The organism is Komagataeibacter saccharivorans (assembly GCF_004348195.1).
Lineage (GTDB): Bacteria > Pseudomonadota > Alphaproteobacteria > Acetobacterales > Acetobacteraceae > Komagataeibacter > Komagataeibacter saccharivorans.
In genome coordinates this window covers 1,242,442-1,265,669 of the sequence record NZ_CP036404.1, presented here as the reverse complement: position 1 = coordinate 1,265,669, position 23,228 = coordinate 1,242,442, and the positions used below count along the sequence as shown (strand labels likewise).

Annotated in this window: 21 protein-coding genes and 1 pseudogene; 14 read left to right on the top strand and 8 right to left on the bottom strand. The window is 61.8% G+C overall.

Annotation, left to right across the window (positions count from 1 at the left end):
• Nucleotides 1–3: 3 nt before the first annotated feature.
• The 7 genes and pseudogenes from KSAC_RS05770 (at nt 4) to KSAC_RS05740 (ending at nt 9,588) form a co-directional block, all read left to right on the top strand.
• Nucleotides 4–2,099: pseudogene (locus KSAC_RS05770) on the top strand (hybrid sensor histidine kinase/response regulator).
• Nucleotides 2,096–3,187 (top strand): chemotaxis-specific protein-glutamate methyltransferase CheB, encoded by a 1,092-nt coding sequence (gene cheB, locus KSAC_RS05765; protein ID WP_102323248.1) that lies wholly within the window; start codon nt 2,096–2,098, stop codon nt 3,185–3,187. The pseudogene KSAC_RS05770 and the gene cheB overlap by 4 nt, the downstream one beginning before the upstream one ends.
• Before the next feature lie 10 nt (nt 3,188–3,197).
• A complete protein-coding gene (locus KSAC_RS05760) occupies nt 3,198–5,102 on the top strand; it encodes a response regulator (protein ID WP_243705322.1) in 1,905 nt (634 codons plus the stop codon).
• Nucleotides 5,099–7,066, top strand: a complete 1,968-nt coding sequence (locus KSAC_RS05755) for a response regulator (protein ID WP_132304665.1) — start codon at nt 5,099–5,101, stop codon at nt 7,064–7,066. Before KSAC_RS05760 ends, KSAC_RS05755 begins: the two co-directional genes overlap by 4 nt.
• 66 nt (nt 7,067–7,132) lie before the next feature.
• The gene (hslV, locus tag KSAC_RS05750) at nt 7,133–7,726 is read left to right on the top strand and encodes an ATP-dependent protease subunit HslV (RefSeq protein WP_102324150.1); all 594 of its coding nucleotides are present in this window, start codon (nt 7,133–7,135) and stop codon (nt 7,724–7,726) included.
• Nucleotides 7,726–9,039: an ATP-dependent protease ATPase subunit HslU gene (hslU, locus tag KSAC_RS05745; RefSeq protein ID WP_132304663.1), complete on the top strand. Its 1,314-nt coding sequence runs from the start codon at nt 7,726–7,728 to the stop codon at nt 9,037–9,039. Before hslV ends, hslU begins: the two co-directional genes overlap by 1 nt.
• Nucleotides 9,040–9,141: 102 nt before the next feature.
• Nucleotides 9,142–9,588, top strand: a complete 447-nt coding sequence (locus KSAC_RS05740; RefSeq protein ID WP_174234152.1) for a SufE family protein — start codon at nt 9,142–9,144, stop codon at nt 9,586–9,588.
• A gap of 49 nt (nt 9,589–9,637) precedes the next feature.
• Here KSAC_RS05740 and KSAC_RS05735 read toward each other — a convergent pair whose 3' ends face one another.
• A complete protein-coding gene (locus KSAC_RS05735; RefSeq protein ID WP_102323252.1) occupies nt 9,638–9,847 on the bottom strand; it encodes a heavy-metal-associated domain-containing protein in 210 nt (69 codons plus the stop codon).
• Nucleotides 9,848–11,321: 1,474 nt separating this feature from the next.
• Nucleotides 11,322–12,866: a hopanoid C-3 methylase HpnR gene (gene hpnR, locus KSAC_RS05730; protein WP_102323253.1), complete on the bottom strand. Its 1,545-nt coding sequence runs from the start codon at nt 12,864–12,866 to the stop codon at nt 11,322–11,324.
• 375 nt (nt 12,867–13,241) lie between these two features.
• On the opposite strand from hpnR, the gene KSAC_RS05725 reads away from it, so the two are divergent.
• Complete coding sequence (locus tag KSAC_RS05725; RefSeq protein WP_132304661.1) at nt 13,242–13,556, top strand: hypothetical protein; 315 nt, start codon at nt 13,242–13,244, stop codon at nt 13,554–13,556.
• 24 nt (nt 13,557–13,580) lie between these two features.
• On the opposite strand, the gene KSAC_RS05720 is transcribed toward KSAC_RS05725, so the two are convergent.
• The gene (locus KSAC_RS05720) at nt 13,581–14,141 is read right to left on the bottom strand and encodes an HNH endonuclease (protein ID WP_110546438.1); all 561 of its coding nucleotides are present in this window, start codon (nt 14,139–14,141) and stop codon (nt 13,581–13,583) included.
• Nucleotides 14,142–14,367: 226 nt separating this feature from the next.
• Between KSAC_RS05720 and gluQRS the strand changes: the two genes are divergently transcribed.
• The 3 genes from gluQRS to KSAC_RS05705 all read left to right on the top strand — a co-directional run bounded on the left by gluQRS (nt 14,368) and on the right by KSAC_RS05705 (nt 17,751).
• Complete coding sequence (gene gluQRS, locus KSAC_RS05715) at nt 14,368–15,246, top strand: tRNA glutamyl-Q(34) synthetase GluQRS (RefSeq protein WP_102323256.1); 879 nt, start codon at nt 14,368–14,370, stop codon at nt 15,244–15,246.
• Between the two features lie 62 nt (nt 15,247–15,308).
• Nucleotides 15,309–16,511 carry a pyridoxal phosphate-dependent aminotransferase gene (locus KSAC_RS05710; RefSeq protein WP_165927289.1) on the top strand — a complete coding sequence of 401 codons (1,203 nt, stop codon included), beginning with the start codon at nt 15,309–15,311 and terminating at the stop codon, nt 16,509–16,511.
• 10 nt (nt 16,512–16,521) lie between these two features.
• Complete coding sequence (locus KSAC_RS05705) at nt 16,522–17,751, top strand: pyridoxal phosphate-dependent aminotransferase (protein WP_132304659.1); 1,230 nt, start codon at nt 16,522–16,524, stop codon at nt 17,749–17,751.
• A gap of 10 nt (nt 17,752–17,761) precedes the next feature.
• On the opposite strand, the gene KSAC_RS05700 is transcribed toward KSAC_RS05705, so the two are convergent.
• Together KSAC_RS05700 and KSAC_RS05695 are read right to left on the bottom strand one after the other, a co-directional pair.
• A complete protein-coding gene (locus KSAC_RS05700; RefSeq protein WP_132304657.1) occupies nt 17,762–18,241 on the bottom strand; it encodes a hypothetical protein in 480 nt (159 codons plus the stop codon).
• A 36-nt stretch (nt 18,242–18,277) separates the two neighbouring features.
• Nucleotides 18,278–18,946, bottom strand: coding sequence for a hypothetical protein (locus tag KSAC_RS05695; protein WP_110546430.1), 669 nt, complete (start codon nt 18,944–18,946; stop codon nt 18,278–18,280).
• A gap of 412 nt (nt 18,947–19,358) precedes the next feature.
• Here KSAC_RS05695 and KSAC_RS05690 point away from each other — a divergent pair, with 412 nt between their 5' ends.
• Complete coding sequence (locus tag KSAC_RS05690; protein ID WP_102323259.1) at nt 19,359–19,934, top strand: gluconokinase; 576 nt, start codon at nt 19,359–19,361, stop codon at nt 19,932–19,934.
• Between the two features lie 15 nt (nt 19,935–19,949).
• Here KSAC_RS05690 and KSAC_RS05685 read toward each other — a convergent pair whose 3' ends face one another.
• Nucleotides 19,950–20,522 carry a cob(I)yrinic acid a,c-diamide adenosyltransferase gene (locus tag KSAC_RS05685; protein WP_132304655.1) on the bottom strand — a complete coding sequence of 191 codons (573 nt, stop codon included), beginning with the start codon at nt 20,520–20,522 and terminating at the stop codon, nt 19,950–19,952.
• A 42-nt stretch (nt 20,523–20,564) separates the two neighbouring features.
• Nucleotides 20,565–21,107, bottom strand: a complete 543-nt coding sequence (locus KSAC_RS05680; protein WP_102323261.1) for a DUF4142 domain-containing protein — start codon at nt 21,105–21,107, stop codon at nt 20,565–20,567.
• A gap of 496 nt (nt 21,108–21,603) precedes the next feature.
• On the opposite strand from KSAC_RS05680, the gene KSAC_RS05675 reads away from it, so the two are divergent.
• Together KSAC_RS05675 and KSAC_RS05670 are read left to right on the top strand one after the other, a co-directional pair.
• Nucleotides 21,604–21,981, top strand: a complete 378-nt coding sequence (locus KSAC_RS05675; RefSeq protein WP_102323262.1) for a DUF423 domain-containing protein — start codon at nt 21,604–21,606, stop codon at nt 21,979–21,981.
• Complete coding sequence (locus KSAC_RS05670; RefSeq protein WP_102323263.1) at nt 21,978–22,928, top strand: SAM-dependent methyltransferase; 951 nt, start codon at nt 21,978–21,980, stop codon at nt 22,926–22,928. Before KSAC_RS05675 ends, KSAC_RS05670 begins: the two co-directional genes overlap by 4 nt.
• Here KSAC_RS05670 and KSAC_RS05665 read toward each other — a convergent pair.
• Nucleotides 22,923–23,225: a hypothetical protein gene (locus tag KSAC_RS05665; protein WP_110546422.1), complete on the bottom strand. Its 303-nt coding sequence runs from the start codon at nt 23,223–23,225 to the stop codon at nt 22,923–22,925. The genes KSAC_RS05670 and KSAC_RS05665 overlap by 6 nt on opposite strands.
• Between the last annotated feature and the right edge of the window lie 3 nt (nt 23,226–23,228).

Genomic DNA, 23,228 nt, shown 5'->3' with positions numbered 1-23,228 from the left:
GCCGTGGACAATCTCAGGGACGAACTGCTGGCGGTATTCGATGCGGAATACCGCGACCACCTCCGCGCCATACGGGGCATTGTGGCGGCGGGCTGCCCAGATGCGCGGGCGGTTGCGGAAATCTTCCGTCGTGTCCACTCCCTCAAGGGGGCGGCCCGCGCGGTGGAACTGCCGGTTGTCGAAGGCGTGGCCCATACGCTTGAAAACCGTCTTTCAACATTGCTGGCGGCGGGATCGCTGCCGGATGCTGCCGACCTGAAGGCCATAACCGACACGCTGGACGAAATCGACCTGCTCATGACCTCCGCCCCGCCGGATACGGATGTGGTGGAGGATGTTTCCGTGCAGGTGGACAATCCGGCCTATGTGCAGGTGCCGGTGGCGCGGCTCGATGCGCTGGCATCTGCCGTGCATGATCTCATGTCGGTGGCGGACCGGCATGAACGGTTGTGGGGGCAGGTCATGGACCTGCTGGCGGACCAGCGCGCGGTGATGCACGCGCCCGAACACATGCGCGCCGACCCGGTGGCCGAATTCGCCCGCATGACCCGCAGGCTCATGGCGGTGGGGCGCGAGCGCGAACTCATGGCCGGGCAGATCGACCGCGCGCTGCTGCGGCTGGGGGAGGAAGTGCATGCGGTAACCCTCGTGCCCGCCGAAAGCGTGTTCGGTTCGCTTGCGGCCATGGCGCGGCGTATCGCGCGCGAACATGGCGGCCCGGAAGCCGGTGTGGAAGTGCACATGTCGGGCATGGGGGTGCAGACCGAACGCCGGGTGATGCAGGCGCTGCGCGATCCGGTCATCCACCTGGTGCGCAACGCCATTGTCCACGGGCATGAAACCCGTGCCCAGCGGCTGAAGGCGGGCAAGTCGGAACGGCTCAACATCACCATTTCCGTCACCCTGACCGGGGTGCGGCTGCAGGTTGCGGTCAGTGATGACGGGCGCGGCCCGGACCTGCGCGCCATTGCCGCGCGGGCGGCGGGGCAGGGGCTGGTCCATGCCGATGCGCCGCTGGATGCGCGGCAGTTGCTGGCGCGCGTGTTCGAGCCGGGATTTTCCACGCGCGGACAGGCGGACAGTCTGGCCGGGCGCGGGGTCGGCCTGTCGGTCGTGGCCGAGGCGGCGCGCGCGCTGCACGGCACCGTGCGTATGGAACAGCGCCAGCCCGCGGGCACGACCGTAACCCTGACCGTGCCGGTATCCCAGCGGCAGCGCACCGTGCTGCTGGTGGAAAACGCGGGCCAGACGCTGGGTCTGCCCGGTCGGGTCATACGGCACCTGCTGCGCATAAGGCGCGAGGAAATCCGCATGCTCAACGGCATGCCGTTCGGCGTGGTGCCCCATCCCCGATGGAACCCGCCCGAGATCGCCCCCCCGGAGGAGGAACTGGTGGCGCTGGTCCCCCCCCACGCCTTTGTGGGGATGAGGATGCCGCCCTGCCGGTCCGTGACGGCGCGGTCAGCGTGGCGGTGATGGAAGTCGATGGCGTGCGCTGCGGGTTCGCGGTGGAACGGATGCTGGATGTGCGCACCCTGCTGGTATCCGATGCGACCGCCGTGGGGCTGGACAGTGAACTGGTGCCCGGTATTGCGTGGGCACGCGACGACCAGCCGGTTTTCGTCCTCAGTCCCGACCGGCTTTTCGCGCGCTGGCGGCTGCGCGGCAATGCCGGTGTCGTACGCTTCAGCGATGTGGACAGCGCCGCCCCCATCGTGCCCGTGCGTCATGCGCCGCTGGTGATGGTGGTGGATGATTCGATCACGACCCGGACATTGCAGAAAACGATCCTTCAGTCCCACGGTTACGATGTCTGTCTGGCTGTCGACGGGGAGGAGGCGCTTGCCCTGCTCCAGCAGTCCTCGCGGCATGTCGATGTGGTGGTGACCGATGTTGAAATGCCGCGCATGGACGGGTTTGGGCTACTGGCGGCCATGCAGGCCGATCCGCATCTGGCGGGCATTCCGGTGGTGCTGATGACATCGCGCGACGATGGCGATGACGTGCGCCGTGGCATGGAAGGGGGCGCGCGGGCCTATCTGACCAAGCAGAAATTCGATCAGGGCGAACTGATCGACACCATCAGGGGCCTGTTGTGAGCACCATCACGGACCAGCGCCCCCGCCGGGTGCTGGTTGTCGAGGATTCGGCGGTGCTGCGCCACCTGCTGACGCGCGTGGTCGCGGGCGATCCCCGGCTTGAACTGCTCGAAGCTGTGGAAACGGCGGAGGAGGCGCTGCGGCTTGTCCCGCTCCTGCGGCCGGACGTGATTTCGATGGATATCTGCCTGCCGGGCATGGACGGGCTGGAAGCCACCCGCCAGATCATGGCGCATTTCCCTACACCCATCGTCATTGTCAGCGATACGGTGGGTGGGGAAGCCACGCGGATATCCATGAACGCACTGCGGTCTGGGGCACTGGCGGTGATCGAGAAACCGCAGGGCCTGTGCGGCGCCGCAGGGGGAACGGGGGCGCATGCGATCGCGACCCAGCTTTATATCATGAGCCAGGTGCCGGTCATCCGGCGCAGGCTGCTACAGGCCGAACCCTTCCGGCATAAGGGCATGTGGACGCGCCCGCTTGATATCCGCCCGCGGATTCTTGCCCTTGCCGCCTCTACCGGCGGGCCGACCGCCTTTGCGCGCGTACTGGGCGACCTGCCCGCCGATTTCGGGCTGCCGGTCGTGCTGGTGCAGCATATGGGCCACGCCTTCATGGAAGGGTTCGCGCAATGGCTGGACCAGCAGGTGGCCCTGCCGGTCACGCTGGCGCGGCACGGGATGCCACTGGAACGCGGTCGCGTTCTGGTGGCGCCGGGCGACCAGCACATGACGCTGGGCACGCGCGGCGAGATCGTGCTGCATGATGGCGCCCGCGTACAGGGGCAGCGCCCTTCGGCGGACGTGCTGTTTTCTTCCGTGGCACAGGTCTTTGGCTCCGATGGTCTGGGCGTGCTGCTGACCGGCATGGGGGAAGACGGCGTGGAAGGGCTGGGCCGCATCCGCGCCCGCGGCGGCTATACGGTGGTGGAAGACCGCAGCACGGCGGTCATCCATGGCATGCCCGGTGCGGCGGAACGCGCGGGTGCGGCCTGCATCAGCCTGCCGGTGCATGAGATCAGCCCCCATATCATGAGGATTATGGCCGGTGGCCAGACCCTTGCCGACAGCCCCCTGAAAGGATGACCGCACGCTGATGCCCCTGACGAACGGAGAGGATCACCCCGACACGCTGCTGCTGGTCGAGGATTCGGACACGCAGGCCCTGCGCATCCGCCGCATGCTGGAAGGTCACGGCTTTCACGTCCATCGCGTGGCCAGCGGGGAGGCGGCGCTGGATACCCTTGATGAGGGTCTGCCCGGTCTGGTGATCGCGGACTATCACCTCCCCGGCATGAATGGCGGCCAGCTTGCCCGCCAGCTTCGCATGAATGCCGTAACGCGCACGATCCCTGTCCTGATCCTGACCGAAGGGATCGAGCCGGGGCTTGAGCGCGAGGGACTGGAAAGCGGGGCGGATGCGTATATCCCCAAATCATCCGATCCGGCGCTGATCGTCTTTCGTATCCGCGCGCTGCTGCGCGAACACGCAGCCCATACCCCCACACTGCGGCCGGAGCGGGTCTTCCGCCGCGCGCGTATCATGGTGATCGCACCCGAACCCGCGCGGCAGCAGGCGGTGCCCGAACTGATCGGGCAGTTGCGGCGTGACGGGCATATCGTGACCCTGTGTCATGATCCCGCCCTGCTGGACCCGTCCGTGCTGCATGACCCGGAACATGTGCCCGACTGTGTGGTGATCGACCTTGCATGCCGGGAATTCGACGGGCTTGAAGTCTGTCGCAGGCTGGATGAATGGCGGCAGGAGGATCTGCTGTCGGGCAATGTGCCGCTGCGCATACTGGGTGTGGATGGCGCGGCGCGCCCCGATGCACGGGAATTCGCGGCCCGTGTGTTCGAGGCGGGGATAGATGATCTCGTCTCACGCGATGTGGGGCCTGCCGCGCTGGCGTTGCGTATCCGCGTTCTGGTGCGGCGCAAGCTGCTGCAGGATGACGTGCGCCGGATCGAGACGGAACGTCAGGCGCGTGAAATCGCGGTCAAGAGCGCGCGCGCGGAAGCCGCCGCCATCGCATCCAAGGCATCGCTGGCCGAAGCGCTGGAACAGGCCAACCGTGAACTGGCCGATGCCAACCACAAGCTGATCGAGACACAGGCCAAGCTGGTGCAGACCGCCAAGATGGCCTCGCTGGGTGAACTGGTGGCGGGTATTGCACATGAAATCAACAACCCGCTGGCCTTCATCCTTGCCCACAAGGATACCGTGGCCAGGGGGCTGGATCGCGTGCTGGGGATGGAAGCCGCATGCACTGACCCCGCGCATGAGGCGCGCGAGACCGTCCTGACCAAATGCCGCGACCGGGTGGGGTCCATGAACATGGGGTTGCGGCGTATCCAGAACCTCGTGCTGAACCTGCGCAAATTTTCCCGGCTGGATGAAGGGCTGTTCCAGTTGATCGACGTGCCGGAAGCACTGGAAACGGTGATGGCGCTGCTGACCCAGAAACTGGGCAGCGGGATCGTGGTCAGGCGGCGGTATGAAGCGCCGGAACGACTGTACTGTCAGGCGGCGCTGCTCAATCAGGTCATCATGAATATTATCAGCAATGCGGCGGATGCAATTCTTGCGGCCCAGCCTGATGATATGTCGACAAGAAGCGGCATCGCGGAAGGGGAAATCGATATCCATACATTCCTGACGCATAACGGGGAGGGACAGGACAGCTACGTCTTTGTCATCACCGATAGCGGCCCCGGTATTCCGCCCGATGTGCAGGAACGTATTTTCGAGCCGTTTTTTACAACCAAGCCGGTGGGGGCCGGAACCGGGCTGGGGCTGGCCATAGCCTACAGCGTGGTGCAGGCCCATCATGGCAGCCTGTCGGTCGGCACGGCCCCGCAGGGTGGCGCGCGCTTTACCATTTCCGTGCCGTGGAACGCGGGGCCGGGTGGTGAAAGCCTGCCACCGGCCCAGTCCCCCGCAGGGGCCGGATACCTGGCGCGCAATGAACCCCCGCAGCACGGAGGTGCAGATCAATGAATACCGATTCCACGGTACAGGCGCGTCCTGTCGTCCTGCTGGTGGATGACGAGGCGGAAATCCTTGTCGCCCTGACCGACCTGCTGGAAGACGCCTTTACCGTCGTGTCCACCACATCCCCCGCCAGGGCGCTGGAGATCCTGTCCACCCGCAATGATGTGGACGTGATCGTATCCGACCAGCGCATGCCCGAAATGGGCGGGGACGTGATGCTGGCCCGCGCGCGTGAAAAATGTGATGCGCAGGCGATCCTGCTGACGGGCTATGCCGATATCGGCGCCGTGGCGGCGGCCCTGAATCAGGGGCGTATCTCGTTCTATTCGCACAAGCCATGGGACCCCGACGCCCTGCGCGCCATGATCGTGCAGGCGGCGGACTACCACCGGCTGGAACGTGAACTGCGCACCGAACGCAGGCTGCTGCACGGGCTGCTGGACAACCTGCGTTCCGGTCTGGGCTTCAAGGACGCGCAGGGACGCTTCATCCGCATCAACCAGCAGGCCGCCGATTTCTATGGCCGCGACATCGCATCCTGTCTGGGCCGGACGGAAGCGGAACTGTGTGACGCGGAACTGCTGCCGGTTATCCAGGCGGCGGAAGAACGCCTGCATACCGAAGGACGGGATGAGGAAACCCTCGAACTGCCTGCCCATATCCGTGGTGGCGCGCAGGGCCGGTGGCGGGAAATCACCCGCGTCGTGCTGGGGGCGCTGGGTGATGGCACGGCGTGTTCCGTCGTCATCAATCGTGACGTGACCCGCCAGCAGGAAATGGCCGCCCGGCTGCGGCAGGCGGAAAAGATGCAGGCGCTGGGAACACTGGCCGGTGGCATCGCGCATGATTTCAACAACCTGCTGACCGCCGTGCTGGGTTCGCTTGAACTGGTGCGCGACATGGGGCCGGAAACGGGGCCGATGGCGCGGCTGCTGGACAATGCCTCCGCCGCGGCACAGCGCGGTGCGTCCCTTACGCGACGGCTGCTCAATTTCAGCCGCCCGCGTGACCTGAGTCTGGAACCGGTGGACGTCAATGCCCTGCTGCATGGCATGAACGACCTGCTGGCCCAGACCGTCATATCCCGGCAGGGCAAGGGTGGTGGGGTGCCCTGTACCATCGTGGTCGATACGGGCGCGTCCGAAGGCGGGTTGCCGCCGGTCAATACCGATGCCGGCCAGCTTGAACTGGCGGTGCTCAACCTGTGCATCAACGCTGTGGACGCCATGCCCGAAGGCGGCATGATCCGGGTATCCACGGCGTTGAAGCGGGTGAAGGAAATCGTGGCGGGCACCAATCTGGTGCCGGGCGATTATGTCATGGTCTCGGTTACGGATCAGGGTATTGGCATGTCGCCCGAAACGCTGGCCCGCGTGTTCGAGCCTTTTTTCACCACCAAGGATGTGGGGCGCGGCACCGGGCTGGGCCTGTCGATGATCTATGGTTTCATCCGGCATGTGGGTGGCGAGGTGCAGGTCCGCAGCAGGCCGGGCGAGGGGACGCGCGTTGACCTGTGCCTGCCGGTGCCTGCGGGCGCGGTGGAAGCCTTGCCTGCGGGTGCGGGCACGCCCACCGCAACGGGTGGAGCCACGACCGGGCGGCCGCTGCATGTCATGGTGGTGGATGATGAACCGGGCGTGCGGGCGGTGACGGCGGGTTTCCTGCGCGCGCGCGGGCATGACGTGGTGGAATACGGCAGTGGTGCCGCCGCCGTGCAGGCCATGGAACAGGGGCTGGAACCGGTTGATCTGGTCATCATGGATGTGATGATGCCGGGCATGGGCGGACTGGAAACGGCGCATCGCCTTCAGGCGCTACGACCGGGCCTGCGGGTTCTGTACCTGACCGGCTATGCCAATGCGGGTGCGCTGCCCGCCGGTAGCGCCGATGTCATGCACAAGCCCTTCACCCGCGCGGACCTGGCCACCCATATCGACCGTATCATGAACCGTGCCCCGCAGGGGGCATAGCAGGGCAGGGGGTGATGTCCGTGCTGCCCCCTTGTGCTGGCGGAAGAAGGTTTTATCTCTATTACCATGCAAGATCATCATTCATCTCCCCATGACCCGGTCGGGTGGCATGGTACGACCATTCTGTGTGTCCGGCGTGAAGGCCAGGTGGCCATGGCCGGCGATGGACAGGTGACGCTGGGCGCCACCGTCATCAAGGGTAACGCCCGTAAGGTCCGCCGCATCGGTCCCACCGGGCAGATACTGGCAGGTTTCGCAGGCGCGACCGCTGATGCCTTTACCCTGCTCGAACGGTTGGAAAACAAGCTTGAACGCTATCCCAACCAGCTTGAACGCGCCTGCGTGGAACTGGCCAAGGACTGGCGGACGGACCGCTACCTGCGCCGGCTTGAGGCGATGATGGCGGTGGCTGATGCCGAACATTCCTATACCCTGACCGGTAATGGCGACGTGCTGGAGCCGGAAGACGGGATCATCGCCATCGGTTCGGGCGGCAATTACGCCCTGTCCGCCGCGCGTGCCCTGCTGGGGGTTGATGGGCTGTCAGCGGTTGATATCGCACGGCGGTCCATGAAGATCGCAGGTGATATCTGTGTCTACACCAACCATTCCGTCATTGTGGAAACACTGGGTGCGGACGCGCAGGATGGAGCGGCGTAATGGACATTCCCAATCATTCCCCGCGTGAGATCGTATCCGAACTCGACCGCTACATTATCGGGCAGGGCGATGCGAAGCGCGCCGTGGCCATCGCGTTGCGTAACCGGTGGCGCCGTGCGCAGCTTACCGATGCGATGCGTGACGAGGTCGTGCCCAAAAATATCCTCATGATCGGTCCGACGGGCTGCGGCAAGACCGAGATCGCACGCCGTCTGGCCAAGCTGGCGCAGGCCCCGTTCCTGAAGGTCGAGGCCACCAAGTTTACCGAAGTCGGCTATGTCGGGCGCGACGTGGAAAGCATCGTGCGTGATCTGGTCGAGGTTTCGATCAACATGCTGCGCGACCTGCGGCGCAAGGATGTGGAAGCGAAAGCCGAACTGGCTGCTGAAAATATCCTGCTTGATGCCTTGGTGGGCGAAGGCGCCTCGGCCGATACAAAGAACAAGTTCCGGCGTATGCTGCGTAATGGGGAGCTTGAAAACAAGGAAGTCGAGATCTCGATCGCCGAGGGCGGAAACCCCGCGCAGGCGGACATGCCGAACATGACGCCGGGCACCGTCATCAACTTTTCCGACATGATGAAGGGCTTCATGAACCGCATGCCGCAGCAGCGGCGCATGACGGTGGCAGCCGCGCGCATCGCCCTGATCCGGCAGGAAGCGGACAAGATGCTCGACACCGACGCCCTGACGCGTGAGGCGGTGGTCCACGCGCAGGATCATGGCATCGTGTTCCTTGATGAAATCGACAAGGTCTGCGCCCGTTCTGCGGAAGGGGGCGCGCGTGGTGGCGATGTCTCGCGTGAAGGGGTGCAGCGCGATCTGCTGCCGCTGATCGAAGGGACAACCGTTTCCACCAAATATGGGCCGGTGCGCACGGATCATATCCTGTTCATTGCATCAGGGGCGTTCCATATCGCCAAGCCGTCCGACCTGCTGCCCGAACTGCAGGGGCGGTTGCCGATCCGCGTGGAACTTGCGTCGCTTACGCGCGATGACCTGCGCCGTATCCTGACGGAGCCCGAACACTCCCTGCTGCAGCAGTATATCGCCCTGCTGGGGACGGAACAGCTTACCCTGACCTTTACCGATGATGCGATCGGGGCACTGGCGGAACTGGCGGCTGATATCAATGAACGGGTGGAGAATATTGGCGCACGGCGTCTCGCTACCGTTCTGGAACGCCTGCTGGAAGATGTATCCTTCACCGCCGCCGACCGCGCCGGACAGAATGTGGAGATTACCGCCGCCGATGTGCAGGAAAAGGTGGCTCCGCTGGCCCGCAAGGGTGATCTGAGCCGCTTTATCCTGTAACAGGCCGAGACTGGAGCCTGCGCAGGGGCCGTGCCTGAAGGCGCGGCCTTTTGCACGTTGACCGATATCCGCCCAACCGGGCCGCGCGTAACAGGAAAGATGATGACCGACCCCTTCGTGAAGCCAGAGGACGATACCGCCGCAGATGCCATTGCCGAGATCGGTGATGAACTGGCCCTGTTCGATGACTGGATGCAGCGTTACCAGTATATTATCGAACTGGGCCGCAAGCTGCCGCCTTTTCCCGCCGAATGGCAGGATGACGCCCATCGCGTGCCGGGATGTCAGAGCCAGGTCTGGATGGAAGTCCAGCCAAAGGATGGCGTCCTGTATCTGGCCGGGACATCGGATGCGGCCATCGTATCCGGTCTGGTGGCGCTGCTGCTGCGGGTTTATTCCGGTCGCAGCCGCGATGAAATCCTGAATACGGACCCGAAATTCCTGCGCGATCTTGGGCTGGTGCAGGCATTGTCCACCAACCGGGGCAATGGCGTGGAAGCCATGGCGAAGGCCATTCGCAAGGCCGCCGCCGCACTGCCGGTGGAATAATCAGGTCAAGGGTGGGGCAGGCACCGATGGCCTGCCCACCACGTCTGCCTTATGGGGAGACGTCAAATCCCGCATCTTCAACCGCCGAGATCAGGTCGGCAGGATTGGTGCTGCGGCCATCGAAGGTGACACGGGCGGTGCCCTGTTCCAGCGAGACATCAGCCATCGCCACGCCCTCCACGCCTTCCAGCGCGCGCACCACGTTGGCGACGCAGCCATCGCAGGTCATGCCGCTTATGTGCAGTGTTAACGTTTCCATTATCTGGCTACCTTTTTTTCTGTGTTGCCAATCATAATGTGCGCATGTGACCGGGCAACGCAAAAACGGTTTACGCGCAAGGAAGCCCCGCAAATATCCCGTATCGCGGGGCTGGGGACGATGGGTAACGGGTGTTCCCTGTAGACGTGACCGACAGAGGAAACTCCTCAGGCCGAGGCTGCGGCGTGTATCCCCGTTCGTCCATATGGTGGTGGTCAGTCAGTGGCTTGCTGTCCCGCTCCCTGTCTGCGCCGAAAACGTGTGTAAGAAGGAGAAGGTGCGTAGAGTCTCGTTCACGGATGTATTTTATTATCGCTCCTGATGTTAATAAAAACAGCCCGTTAGGCAGGAGAAGGCCCTGATTCCACTTTCTGCCACCAGCATTGTGGACGGCCATTTGCGTTGGCGCTGTTTCGTTATGGGTGTCCTGTCTGGTCCTGATGGTAAGATGGAAGCTGCAAATCGCAGCAGATCAGGTCCATGGCGGGGTTGGTATAGGCTGTTCCCGCCTGATCGAAGTGTTTCGTGGCATGTGAATATGAATATGAATACGACAGACCGGCAATCGTTTTGGCGCTCTCGTAATTCCCGGCAGGGAGGAGAGGATGTGGCCTAGTGCGAGTGGCGGGATATAGGATGAAAAAAGCCTGCCACACCTTCAGTCCAGTGTTTCCGTTGCCCATAGGGCACGAAATCATACCACGGCATTTCAGGCTGCTCGTTCCAACATAATCACGGGTTGCATTCCTTTCAGGGGGAGGCGATCAACCATTTTACATAATGGGGCGTCGGTCCGTGCGGGTGACGCCTTGAACCTTTCTCGCAGCACTGCGTCATGGCCGGGTCACCGCACCCTGCGGTTTTCGACGGGGGCCGCAATCAATGGGCGTAGCTTCCAGGCCCGTATCGAGCAGTTTCTGCTTCCAACGTTCAGGGTTGGAGGTGTCGTCATGCTGGAAACAGTTTCGGCAGTCACAAGGGCGATGCTGCTCGCAAGGTAACCCGTACCGTCAGCGCGAGGATGATCTTTCTGCCGCCCTTACAGTTCGACCTCAGTCCGATCGAACAGGTATTCGCCAAACCTGCTGCGCAAGGCGGCAGGGCGATCCGTTGAGGCGGCATGGAAATGTATGGGTTCACTCCTCAAAAACTCAGGATATGTCTCCACCTGACAACACAATGGTCTAGGGAGAAGCGCATGCAACTGTCGCGCTATGACATGATATAACGCGGGGCAGGGCGGGGAAGGTGGTAAAGGTTCGTCGTCGGTTGTAGGCGACTCCCTCCGAAAAACCGTCTCCTGAGGTATTGTCCGCAATGACGGTGAACCCGGCATACTCAATTTCTTCGGGGTATTGGCCATACATGCCCGGTCCTGCCGATTCCCGTTATGTGGCTCCTGCAAAGGAAAAGGGCCGGTGCGCATGGCGCCGGCCCTTTTCGTGGTCGTCAATATGGTTTTGCAGGCAGTCCGTCAGTCAACCGTACTCATGCGGGTTTCATCGACAAACTTTTCAGTGTCATCGTCCAGCTTGCGCGATTTGCGACCGGCAGGCCCATGCACATACAGTGTCTTGCGATCAATCTTCTGGTCGCTGCCTTGGGGCTTGAGTGGCATTTCGTATTCCGGCTTCTGCGCGTGGTCCGCCATCTGCAGGTCGGGATTGAAGACCGAATTGAACTTCCAGATCATGGTCAGGAAGTTGGTCTGTCCACGCAGCGCCAGACGCAGGGCGATACCCAGCGTGTCCTTGATCGCGCTCCACCCCAGATGCTTGTTGTTCAGGATCTGCTGGGTCTTGACCAGTTCCTCGTAGAATTCACGAAGCGGCAGGGTGGTGGGCATAACGGCATGCTGGATGTCGAACAGGCGGTAGTCGCGTGTCGTCAGCTTGCGGGACTCGCTTTCCCAGATTTCGGTGCCGGGGTAGGGAGTCGTGACGGAAATGTTCACGATATCGGGAATTTCCAAGCACCACTGGCGAATGACCTCGAAGCGTTCGCGGTCCCACGACGGATCGGCAATCAGGTTGATCGCAACGATCAGGTCCAGTGACCGGGCGTAGTCCAGCGCCTCGAAATTGCGGTCCATCGACACGCGCTTGCGGAAACGCTTCAGCCCTTCGGCATCCACCGCTTCCAGCCCGATGAAGATGTAGCTCAGCCCGATTTCTTTCCAGACCGCGAATACTTCCTTGTTGCGCAGCAGAACGTCCGCGCGGGTTTCAAGGTAATATTCCTTCTTGATGTTGCGGCGCTTCACCTCCTCGGCGATGGCAAGGCCGTGTTCGGCATGCACAAAGGCCACGTCATCCACGATGAAGATGCCGGGTTCCTTGATTTCCTGCAGTTCCTCCCCGATCACCTTGGCGCTCGCGGTGCGGTAGGAGCGGCCGTAGAAGGTCCATGCACTACAGAACGTGCAGTCCCACGGGCAGCCGCGGGCGAATTCGATGGAAGCGGCGGGATCGAGCGTGCCGATGAAGTATTTGCGGCGGTGACGCAGCAGGTCACGTGCGGGACGGACCTCATCAAGGGATTCGACAAAGATCGGCGGCGGGCCTTCGCCGTCCATCGTCACCACGCCGGGCACCGTTGTCAGGTCCTTGCCCTGTTCCCATGCCTCGAGCAGCAGGCCGACCGTCGCATCCCCTTCGCCCTTGAGGACGCAGTTGACCGCGCCATCCGACAGCGCCAGCACGTCGCGTGCGATGAACGAGATGGAGTGACCGCCAAGGAACAGCAGCACGTTGGGCAGGCGTCGGCGCGTTTCCTTGCACAGGTCGATGATTTCAGGAACGTTTGCCAGATAATTGCCGGAAAAGCAGACGGCATGGGGGCGGAATTTTTCGATCCGTTCCCAGTAATCGGCATGTTTTTCGACCTGCAGGTCGATGATGTCTACCTCATGTCCCTTGTTGCGCGCGGCACCGGCAACCAGTTCAAGCCCCAGCGGTTCAAGACGCAGGAAGACCTTCGTGTACATGAGTGAGCTTGGATGGACGGCCAGTAATCTCATTCTTTTACCTCAGGCATCGATGGGGACAGGGGCGACAGGCATACGCAATCATGGAACAAATTTACAGCCATGCGAGCATGTATTTGTAATTCTTATATATCGCACTCGATTTAAAAAAAATCAGAATAACGAGTGAGGGTGACAATATAACCGCCATCTGTCATCCAGTTCACGGTAATATCACCTATGCAGTCAGATAATACCTATGCATCCTGCATGGTATTTCCTGTCTGGCATGCTTCTTTTTCATGCCCGGCACTCAGGGTAGGGCACCTATGCATTCAGGGCGATGCAGCGACGGCAGTGTCGTCTTGTCCCCTATCGCGGACCGCACTTTCGTGGCAGTGTCGGCACCGCTTAAGCGACGGGGTCGAAATGAAGCTGAACATTGTGGAAAAACTGTCCGCTCGGCTCGGGCTGGTGGCATGCGGTCTGGTTGTGCTGGGCGGATGCACCGCCGAAATCGGGCGTATGCCTTATGACAGCGATGTAAAGTGTCTGCGCCAGCAGATGGGTTCCGCCGTGCAGCTCAGTTTTCCCATTGCCGCCAATACCTGCCAGCGTATGAGCGACCACAACTTCATCTTCGGGTCGAAGAAGCATCCGGCCCACCCGCTGCCGCTTAACCTGCGCGGCGCGCCGGACCTTCAGAAGCTGGCGGATGAATACGATTACAGCTACACAAAATAGCGTGTGCGCCGCGAACGGGCGGCGTCAGTTTTCCAGTTCGGTATCCCAGTAAAGATAGTCGCGCCAGCTTTCATGCAGATAGTTCGGCGGGAAAGCCCGTCCGTTTTCCTGCAATCTGCGGCTGGAAGGGCGTGCAGGGGTGCGGCTGGGATACATGCGGATCTGGTGTGGCATGTACGATCCCTTGATCAGGTTGCACGGGCTGCATGCGGTCACGACGTTTTCCCAGCTTGTACGTCCGCCCTTGCTGCGTGGAATGACGTGGTCGAATGTCAGTTCCTGTGTGGGGAAGCGGGTATTGCAGTACTGGCAGGAAAAGTTGTCGCGCAGGAAGACATTGAAGCGGGTGAAGGCAGGCTTGCGTGCGGCGGGAATATAGTCCTTTAGCGCAATCACGCTGGGCAGGCGCAGGCTCCGGGTAGGGGAGCGGACGACGGTGTCGTATTCACTCAGTACCGATACGCGGTCCAGCCAGACGGCGCGGATGGCATCCTGCCATGACCACAGGGAAAGCGGGAAATAGGACAGTGGCCTGAAATCGGCATTCAGGACCAGGGCAGGCAAGTATTGACTGTCACAGGGCACGGACGCATTCCTTTCCGAATGCCGCCGCACGATACGCAGGCGTACTCTGCTATGTTCCGAAGCGAACGCCTGTGATGTGCGTCGTCGTCAGGTAACTGTTGAATCTATTGCAGACCCCGCATGGTGTGGCAAGACATGGCGGAACGGCCGTATGGTTCCCGTCATCGTGCTTCTGGAACGCGCAACAGGAACAATTTTTCCCTACACGCCTGTTATTGATTGAATAATGACAGAAATTACCCGTTTTGCCCCCAGTCCCACGGGCCATCTGCACCTTGGCCATGTCGCATCCGCTCTGGCGGGTTGGCGTGCGGCTACGGAGTCGGGTGGTCGCTTCGTGCTGCGGGTGGAAGATATCGACACGGTACGGTGTCGGCCCGAGTTCATTGCGGACCTGTATGCGGATCTGGATTGGCTTGGCCTGTCATGGCCGCAGCCCGTGCGGCGTCAGTCCCTGCATATGGATGACTATCGCCGCGTGCTGGATGCGCTGGACGCGAACGGGCTGCTTTATCCCTGTTTCTGTACGCGGCGCGATATTGCGGAAGCCGCCAGCGCGCCGCACCGTGCGCCCGATGGCACCATGGTCTATCCCGGCACCTGCCGCCACATGGACCCGGGCCGCCGTGCCGAACTGCTGGCGGCAGGCATGCCTTATGCCCTGCGGCTGGATATGACGCGCGCCCTGCAATGGCCCGGTGCGACCGCCCTGACATGGCATGAAATGGGCCGTGGCCCACAGCCCTGCCAGCCGCAGCACTTTGGGGATGTGGTGCTGGCGCGCAAGGACGTGCCTGCTTCCTATCATCTGTGTGTCACCCATGATGATGCGCTGCAGGGGATAACACTTGTCACGCGCGGGGCGGACCTGATGGCGGCCACGGCGCTGCACCGCCTGCTGCAGCACATCATGGGGTGGCCCGCGCCGCGTTACCGCCATCACCCGCTGTTGTGCGATGCCAGTGGCAGGCGGCTGGCCAAGCGTGACGGGGCGGTATCCGTCCGCGCCATGCGCGCGGCGGGCTGGACACCGGCGCAGGTATGCGCCGCAGCCGGGACGCCGGATCACATATCTGCTGTTTCCTCCGCACCGGGTTCGCACTAGGCTACGCGTCCGTTGCCCGGCATCGTGCCGGATGTCTTTCACTGTTTATGGATCTCGATATCATGGATCTCACCGCCGCCCGGCTGGACCGGATCAGCCCCAGCCAGACGATCGCCATTTCAACCAAGGCGCGTGCGCTCAAGGCGGCAGGGAAGGATATTATCAGCCTTTCCGCCGGTGAGCCGGATTTCGACACGCCGGATACGATCAAGCAGGCGGCCATACGCGCCATTGCGGCGGGTGAGACCAAATATACCGATGTGGCCGGGACACCCGCGCTGCGCCGGGCCATTGCCGAACGTTTCCGTGCCGATAGCGGGCTGGATTACACATGGGACGAGGTGATCGTTTCCAACGGCGGCAAGCAGATCATCTATAACGCCATGGTGGCGACCATCAATCCGGGTGATGAAGCCATCATTCCGGCACCATGCTGGGTGTCGTATCCCGATATCGTATCGCTGGCCGAAGGCACGCCGGTCATCGTGCCGTGCAGCGCGGAAAACGGCTTCAAGCTCCAGCCTGCCGAACTGGAAGCCGCCATCACGCCGCGCACGAAATGGCTCCTGCTCAACTCCCCCAACAACCCGACAGGCGCCGCTTATTCCGCCGAGGAAATGCGCGGCCTGTGCGATGTGCTGCTGCGCCATCCGCAGGTGTGGATCCTGACGGACGATATCTACAACAAGCTGGTTTATGACGGCTTCCGCGCCCCCACGGTGGTGGAGGTCGAACCGCGACTGCGCGACCGGACCGTGACCATGAACGGCGTGTCCAAGGCCTATGCCATGACGGGCTGGCGTATCGGCTATTCCGCAGCCCCGGTGCAACTGACCCGTGCAATGAACAAATTGCAGAGCCAGTCCACATCCGGTCCCGGTTCGATCAGCCAGGCTGCCGCTGTCGAGGCGCTGACGGGGCCGCAGGACTTCATCGCCACCATGGTTGCGACCTATCAGGCGCGGCGGGATCTTGTCGTCGGCATGCTGAACGGGGCGAAGGGCCTGCACTGTGCCGTGCCGGAAGGGGCGTTTTATGTATTCCCCTCAATGGTTGGCTGTATGGGCAAGACCAGTGCTGGCGGCACGCTGATCGATACGGACGAGGCCTTCGTGACCGCCCTTCTGGATGAGGAAGGCGTGGCCGCCGTGCATGGCAGCGCGTTCATGTTCGCGGGGCATTTCCGTATTTCATACGCCACCGATACCGAAAGCCTGAAGGAAGCCTGCCTGCGTATCCAGCGCTTCTGCGCGGCGCTGCGCTAGAATGGGCGTGATGGACAAGGGCGGGGACACCGCCCATCCGCTGTTCGCGCAGCGTATGGACCGTCTGGGCGTGCCGGCAACCATCGCCATGGCGCAGCGCGCGCGCACCCTACGCGCACAGGGGGAGAAAGTGCTCTCCCTCGCCTTGGGAGAACCGGATTTCGCGACCCCTGCCGCCGTGATCGAGGCTGCCCACCGTGCGGCGCTCGACGGGCAGACAAAATATCCGCCCGTGGATGGCACGCCCGCGCTCAAGGCAGCGATTGCCCGCAAATTCGCGCGCGAAAACGCGCTGGAATACGCGCCTGCCGAAATTATGGTGTCCAATGGCGGCAAGCAGGTCATTTTCAATGCCTTCATGGCGACCGTGCAGCCGGGGGATGAAGTGGTCATTCCCCGGCCATACTGGGTCAGCTATCCGCTGATCGTGCAGATATTCGGGGGTACGCCGGTCTATGCCGACTGCCACGAAGCCGATGGTTTCCGGCTGACGGCGGCGGTCCTTGAGGCCGCGATCACTCCGCGCACAAAATGGCTTGTTCTCAACTTCCCCAACAATCCAACCGGTGGCACGATGGGGCGGGCGGATCTTGAAGCCATAGCCGAGGTGCTGCGGCGGCATCCGCATGTCCATGTGCTGTCGGACGAAATATATGAACACCTGATCTATGACGGTCAGCGCCACGTCTCGCTTGCCGCCGTTGCCCCCGACCTGAAGGGCCGTATCCTGACACTTAACGGCGTGTCGAAGGCCTATGCCATGACAGGCTGGCGCGTGGGTTACGTGGGTGGTCCCGTACCCCTTATCCGCGCCATGACGGCCATTCAGGGCAGTGCGACATCAGGGATCTGTTCCATAAGCCAGGCCGCCGCCGCCGCCGCCCTTGACGGACCGCCGGATATTATCGCGCAGATGTGCGCGGTATATGACCGTCGGCGCAAGCTGGTTGTGTCCACCCTGCGGAACATACCGGGGCTGACCTGTGCCATGCCGCACGGGGCGTTTTATGCCTATCCGGGTCTTGCGGCCTGCATGGGGCGCACGACTGCTGGGGGACAGTTGCTGAAAACGGATGAGGATTTTGCCATCGCCCTGCTGGACGAGCAGCATGTGGCCCTGGTGCATGGCAGCGCCTTCGGGCAGGGGCCTTATCTGCGCCTGTCCTATGCCACCAGTGATGATATCCTCACGGAAGCCTGCGCACGGATTGCGCGGCTGGTTGACGGGCTGACCGGATAAGCGGGCAAGCCTAGTCCGGGTCGGGCGTGGGGGGGCAGAGCAGGAAGACCCCCTCCGTCACGATGGCGGGCAGGAGCGGTGTGCCCAGCGGCAGGCCGGACAGGATGATGGCCCCGACAGAGGCAAGGCAGGCCCCCATGTAGCCGGCGCGGCCGCCCAGCCGTTCAGCAATGACAAACAGGAAAACTGCCACCAGTTCCAGCACGGCGGCCGCGATCAGCCGCCACGGATGCATCTGTGTCTGCATGCCCATGTCGGACAGCAGGCGCAGCAATGCGGGGGACTGTCCCACCGGGTTGCCCAGTCCGAACATGAAGGAAAAGGGCAGGATCAGTACGCCCAGTATGTCACGCAGCAGGTTTACCAGCCCGCTGACCAGCGGTAGCAGTATTTCTATTGCCAGACTGGCGCTGGTGCAGGCCGCGACAATGACGAGGCCGACCTGCCGCTGGCGTGCCGCCGCGTTCTGTCGCGGTTGATTACTGTCCATATGCGCTGGGTACCGGCTGTGTCGAAAGGCAGGGTGTTAGCGCAGCCACCATTTGACGGGTTCCGGCTCGTCCTGTTCGGTTTCCTGCGTCATGGCGGGGGCTGGAGCCGGGGTGGGTGCCGGGCGTGCCTCTGCGGTGCGCTGCCGGCTTTTCTGGCGGCTCAGTTCTTCACGCAACTGGGCGATTTCTTCGCGTGCCGTGTACAGTTCGGCGCGCAGGGCCAGCATTTCCGCATCACGGGTCGCCAGCTTTTCCTTGTGTTCGGCGGCGATGACATCGGCATGGCCGATGCGGGTGGTCAGGGAACGGATCTGGGCCTGCGCTTCCGACAGGCGCAGTTCCGCCTGTTCGCGCAGCTTAAGCTCAAACTGGACCTTGTGGCGCAGATGGTCGGTTTCGCTCCGGTCTTCCTGCTGGGCATGCATGACACGCGGCGTGGCGCGGCCCGTTACCAGCGACTGGTGTTCGACCCGGACTTCGCCATCCTGCACGAACTTGCGGCGGCGCTGCGTGGGGTCGGCCTGGCGCGGGGGACGCTGCTTGGCCTGGGCGGGTTTGTTGCCGCCGCCCGCATTGCGGGGCGCGGGCTTGCCTTTGCCCAGTCGCTCAAGCGCCTGCCGGAATGCGGATTCGTTTACTTCTTCTCGGTGGGAATTCTGGTCTTCTTCCTTCGGGAAGGAAAGAAAATCGTTATAAGATGACACAGCGGAACTCTCGATAACTCAATGCACCATGAAGAATGTGACTGAAATCGCATTTTAGGAAACTATTCCTAATGCCGATATTCCAATGGTGCCCGTTTTTTGGTAATTCTGTTTGTATAATTCATTTTCATAAGGGAACGCAAGGGTATAAATAAGATTACAATAATCGGATGCTCCAGTTGTTGTTACATAATATTTTTTTAAATAAACTATCTGTGCGTATCCTGTCGCATCCGGGAACGATAAATAGATTTGCCCGTTGTGGTTGAAAATATTTTCACTCCCTTTGTAATGACGGAAGTGGCACGCTCTGTATTGGCAGGCATGGTCATGACCGGCACTTGCATTAGACCTGTCCCGTGGTCCAGATAAGGGCCGATGATTTTCCCCGATAATATCCGGCAGATACGGAATGTGTGACGTTAGTCAGAATATGGATACGGTTTCCCTCTCACGCAGGCTCAGGCAGGCAGGGCGTCCCTGTGTACTGATCGTCATGGGGGTGTCCGGCTGTGGCAAGAGCACGGTCGCCCACCTTATTGCCGAGCGTCTGGGCTGGCCGGTCATCGAAGGCGACGACCTGCACACGGAAAACAACATAGATCTCATGAGCCGTGGCATCCCGTTGACGGATGCGGACCGCGCGCCCTGGCTTGACCGGATCGCGGATCAGGTCAAGGCATGGGGCGCCCAGCGGCAGTGCGGCATCGTGACGTGTTCATCCCTGAAGCGGGAATACCGTGAGCGTATCGCCAACGGCAGTCAGGATGTGTGTTTTGTCTACCTCAAGGGTAGCAAGGAAGACATCGCGCCGCGCCTGCAGCAGCGTACCGGCCACTTCATGCCCGCAACCATGCTCGACAGCCAGTTCGAGACGCTGGAAGAGCCGGACATGCATGAGGAAGTGGTGATGGCGCTCGACGTTACCGCCCCGCAGGAACATCTGGCTGAACAGGCCTGCGCCCATCTGGCCCAACTGCCTGCGTAAAACGGATGTAGCCCGTCAGTCCGTTCCGGGTGGCGGGGAGGCAGGTGTCCATGTCAGGTCATCCATCCCGTTATTGTTCAGGTGACGGCCCAGCACGAACAGGTAGTCGGACAGCCTGTTCATGCATGCTGGAATATCCGTCCCGATATCTTCCTGTCGTGCAAGGGTGGTCAGCCGCCGTTCCGCACGGCGGATGACCGTGCGTGCAAGATGGGCGTGGGCCGCCGCCGTGGTGCCACCGGGCAGGATGAAACTGCGTAAGGGAGGCACCTGCGCGCGCAGGACTGCGACTTCGTCTTCCATCGCCTGCAGGGCTGCGGCAGCGTGGGGCAGGGCGCGTGGCGGGTTGGCGGGAATGCATATCGCGCCGCCCACATCAAACAGCAGTCCCTGCACCCAGGCGATGAACCGCGCATTGCGTCCCGCGGGCAGGGTGGCGCGCAGCAGGCCGATTACGGCATTGGCTTCATCAAGTGCGCCAAGGGCTTCGATCCGGATCGAGTCCTTTGCAACCCGCTCCCCATTGCCTAGCGAGGTCTGGCCCGTATCGCCGCCGCGTGTCACGATCTGGTCAATGCGGATGCTCATGTCTTTAGCCTGTATGAAGTGGCGAGTGAGGCGGGAGGATGCTCAGCGGCTCGGCTTGCTGGCGCCCAGTTTCATGGTATCGGCCAGATGGGTCTGGAGGGTGTCCGCCGTGCTGGATGCGTAGGCTTTCAGGTCAGGGTCGGAAGCGGATTCCGCTTCGTTCTGGAACATGGCCAGCGCGTCGCTTGTGGCCTGTGCCTCGATATCCAGGAAGTCCCGTTCGAATTTGGCGCCGCTTTCGGTTTTGAGGGTATCGGCAATCTGCTGCTCGTCCGGACTCATTTCCTCATGCAGCGTAAGCCCGTGCTTGCGGGTCAGGGCGAGGAGGGCTTTCTGGTTGGCTGTATGCATTTTCAGGGCATCTTCAGCCATTTCCTGAATTTTGCGCCGTTTGGCCTGCTTTGCGCCCAGCTTTGAAATGGTGATTTCAAAACCGTTCAGTGCGGAAACATTCTCGGAAAAGGTCGTATCGGATTCAGTCAGGGGTTCAGGCGTGGCTGCCGGTTCTGGCGCGGGGGCAGCCATGCCGGTAGCGGGAAGAAGGGTAACAGACGCACAGAGGAACCATACGGCGGATTTTTTCATATTGTCGGCTTCCTGACGTGTAACATTCAGTCTGTTTTACTGATCGCATCGGCAGTTTATCAGTTTCCTGAAGCCTTACAAAGGCGATCCCGATCTTGAATGAAGGGCGTGCGCGCGTTGGAATCGCTCATGATTTTGAGAACAAGTGCAGGGATTACAATAATTATGGATTAAAATTCTCCATATAAAGTAAAAATATTATACATCAATGGTTTTGCGTGTTTATTTATATTTATTGTTTTTATTTTCCGTGTGTATAATTAATAATAAACATAAAATTATACATATTTTCATAAATTGGTAAGTATTTAGAAATTCTGTAGTTGTATCAGAACCTGACGGACCCGCCCATGCCTGCCGTATGGATGAAACGTCATGCGCGCGCATGCATGGGCGGGTTCCGTCTGGCTGACCTATACGATGGGGCGGTGCTGGGGCTAGTGTGTGGCCGCCCGCGTTCCGTGCGGCTTGTCATCATGTTTTGCGGATGCCCCGAATGCCTACTGTTGTCCGGTTTCTTTTGTGTTTTGCGGCGCTGGCTGCATTTTCTGGTGTTATGGGGGGCGCGCTGACCACTCATCTGCCCGATCATTTCTTTGCCGAGGGCGGACGTGACATGGCGCGTCAGGCAATCCAGATGCAGATGTGGCACGCCCTTGCCATTATCGGTATTTCCGTTCTCATGATCCAGCAGGGCTGCCGGGTGCTGATTTCGCTATCGGGCAGCCTTATGGCGGCGGGTACGCTGCTGTTCAGTGTGGGGGTGTCGCTTACGGCTTTCTGGGGCATCCATCCCGGTCCGATCGCGCCTACGGGCGGGACAATGCTGATGCTGGCGTGGCTGCTGCTGGCTGTGGGAGTGCTGCGGTCGTGACGCAGGTGGAAGCGACATTGCCGCCATGGCCGGTTCGTAGCGCCTATCTGGCGCCGCCGGATTTTGAATCGGTGCTGGAGCAGGAGCTCCAGCGCAAGGGGGCTGGCGATCTGTGCTGGCATGGGCGTCTGGCGTTGTCCGCCGTGCCGCCGGTAAACAGCCTGTGGGCACTGGAGACGTGGCGTGAGCCGGAAATGCACGATGTCCCCTCCATCAAGGGGGCGGCGCGCATCATGCGGGCGATCCAGCGCAACTGGGCGGGATACGTGCCCATGCTGCATCGTCGCAGCGCCCTGATAACGGATGCCCTGCCGCCGCTACGCCCCAAACCCTTTACGTTTCCCGCTGCCGCGCCGACAGCCCATCTGGGGGCATGGACGCTGCTTTGCGCTGATCGGCTGCTGCTGTCGCGGACAAAAACCTCGCCTTTCGTGAATGGTGAGGTTCCGTTCGTTGAAAACCGCACCGATCCGCCGTCGCGGGCCTATCTCAAGCTATGGGAAGCCCTGCTGCGGCTTGGTCGCTGGCCGGTGGCGGGGGAGACCTGTCTTGATCTCGGGGCCTGTCCGGGCGGATGGACATGGGTTGCCGCAGGTTCCGGGGCGCAGGTTACGGCCATCGACCGCTCACCGCTGGCGGATAATGTCGCCAGCCTGCCCAATGTAACCTGCCGGTATGAAAGTGCGTTCGGCCTTGACCCGGAAAGCTGCGCGCCGGTGGACTGGCTGTTTTCGGATATCATTGCCTATCCCGCGCGGCTGCTGGCGCTGGCGCGGCGGTGGATCGCATCGGGACGCGCCGGCCGGATCGTCATGACCATCAAATTTCAGGGCGAGACTGATCATGAAACGGCGGAAGCCTTCGCCGCCATTCCGGGTGGTCATGTGCTGCATCTGTGGCACAACAAACATGAGCTGACCTTTTTCTGGCAGCGCGACCCATCATGATTGCGGGCGCAGGCGGCTGAACAGCCGGTCGGCCACCTCCACCACCGCAATGGCCAGCAGGCAGCAGACCAGCGCCGCCGCCATCACGATCATCTGTTCCTGTGTGGTGGCGTCATTGGCGCCCGCCAGCCGGTAGACGGCCAGCCACATGCCCGTCCCGGCGATGTGGTCGACCAGGCCCGCCACGGTTGCGCTGAACCGCAGGCTGAGCAGGAACAGGGCGGTCAGCGCAAGAACGGCCAGTGTCTTGTATAGCGTGCGGGCGACGGAGGGTGTGGGACCTGCGTGTGTGGACATGGT

What these genes read in the sequence shown, in the direction of transcription:
- KSAC_RS05760 (WP_243705322.1), top strand. Translation starts at nt 3,198, where the DNA reads ATGCCCCTGACGAACGGAGAGGATCACCCCGACACGCTGCTGCTGGTC.
- KSAC_RS05755 (WP_132304665.1), top strand. Translation starts at nt 5,099, where the DNA reads ATGAATACCGATTCCACGGTACAGGCGCGTCCTGTCGTCCTGCTGGTG.
- hslV (WP_102324150.1), top strand. Translation starts at nt 7,133, where the DNA reads ATGCAAGATCATCATTCATCTCCCCATGACCCGGTCGGGTGGCATGGT.
- hslU (WP_132304663.1), top strand. Translation starts at nt 7,726, where the DNA reads ATGGACATTCCCAATCATTCCCCGCGTGAGATCGTATCCGAACTCGAC.
- KSAC_RS05740 (WP_174234152.1), top strand. Translation starts at nt 9,142, where the DNA reads ATGACCGACCCCTTCGTGAAGCCAGAGGACGATACCGCCGCAGATGCC.
- KSAC_RS05735 (WP_102323252.1), bottom strand. Translation starts at nt 9,847, where the DNA reads ATGGAAACGTTAACACTGCACATAAGCGGCATGACCTGCGATGGCTGC.
- hpnR (WP_102323253.1), bottom strand. Translation starts at nt 12,866, where the DNA reads ATGAGATTACTGGCCGTCCATCCAAGCTCACTCATGTACACGAAGGTC.
- KSAC_RS05725 (WP_132304661.1), top strand. Translation starts at nt 13,242, where the DNA reads ATGAAGCTGAACATTGTGGAAAAACTGTCCGCTCGGCTCGGGCTGGTG.
- gluQRS (WP_102323256.1), top strand. Translation starts at nt 14,368, where the DNA reads ATGACAGAAATTACCCGTTTTGCCCCCAGTCCCACGGGCCATCTGCAC.
- KSAC_RS05710 (WP_165927289.1), top strand. Translation starts at nt 15,309, where the DNA reads ATGGATCTCACCGCCGCCCGGCTGGACCGGATCAGCCCCAGCCAGACG.
- KSAC_RS05705 (WP_132304659.1), top strand. Translation starts at nt 16,522, where the DNA reads ATGGACAAGGGCGGGGACACCGCCCATCCGCTGTTCGCGCAGCGTATG.
- KSAC_RS05700 (WP_132304657.1), bottom strand. Translation starts at nt 18,241, where the DNA reads ATGGACAGTAATCAACCGCGACAGAACGCGGCGGCACGCCAGCGGCAG.
- KSAC_RS05690 (WP_102323259.1), top strand. Translation starts at nt 19,359, where the DNA reads ATGTGTGACGTTAGTCAGAATATGGATACGGTTTCCCTCTCACGCAGG.
- KSAC_RS05685 (WP_132304655.1), bottom strand. Translation starts at nt 20,522, where the DNA reads ATGAGCATCCGCATTGACCAGATCGTGACACGCGGCGGCGATACGGGC.
- KSAC_RS05680 (WP_102323261.1), bottom strand. Translation starts at nt 21,107, where the DNA reads ATGAAAAAATCCGCCGTATGGTTCCTCTGTGCGTCTGTTACCCTTCTT.
- KSAC_RS05675 (WP_102323262.1), top strand. Translation starts at nt 21,604, where the DNA reads ATGCCTACTGTTGTCCGGTTTCTTTTGTGTTTTGCGGCGCTGGCTGCA.
- KSAC_RS05665 (WP_110546422.1), bottom strand. Translation starts at nt 23,225, where the DNA reads ATGTCCACACACGCAGGTCCCACACCCTCCGTCGCCCGCACGCTATAC.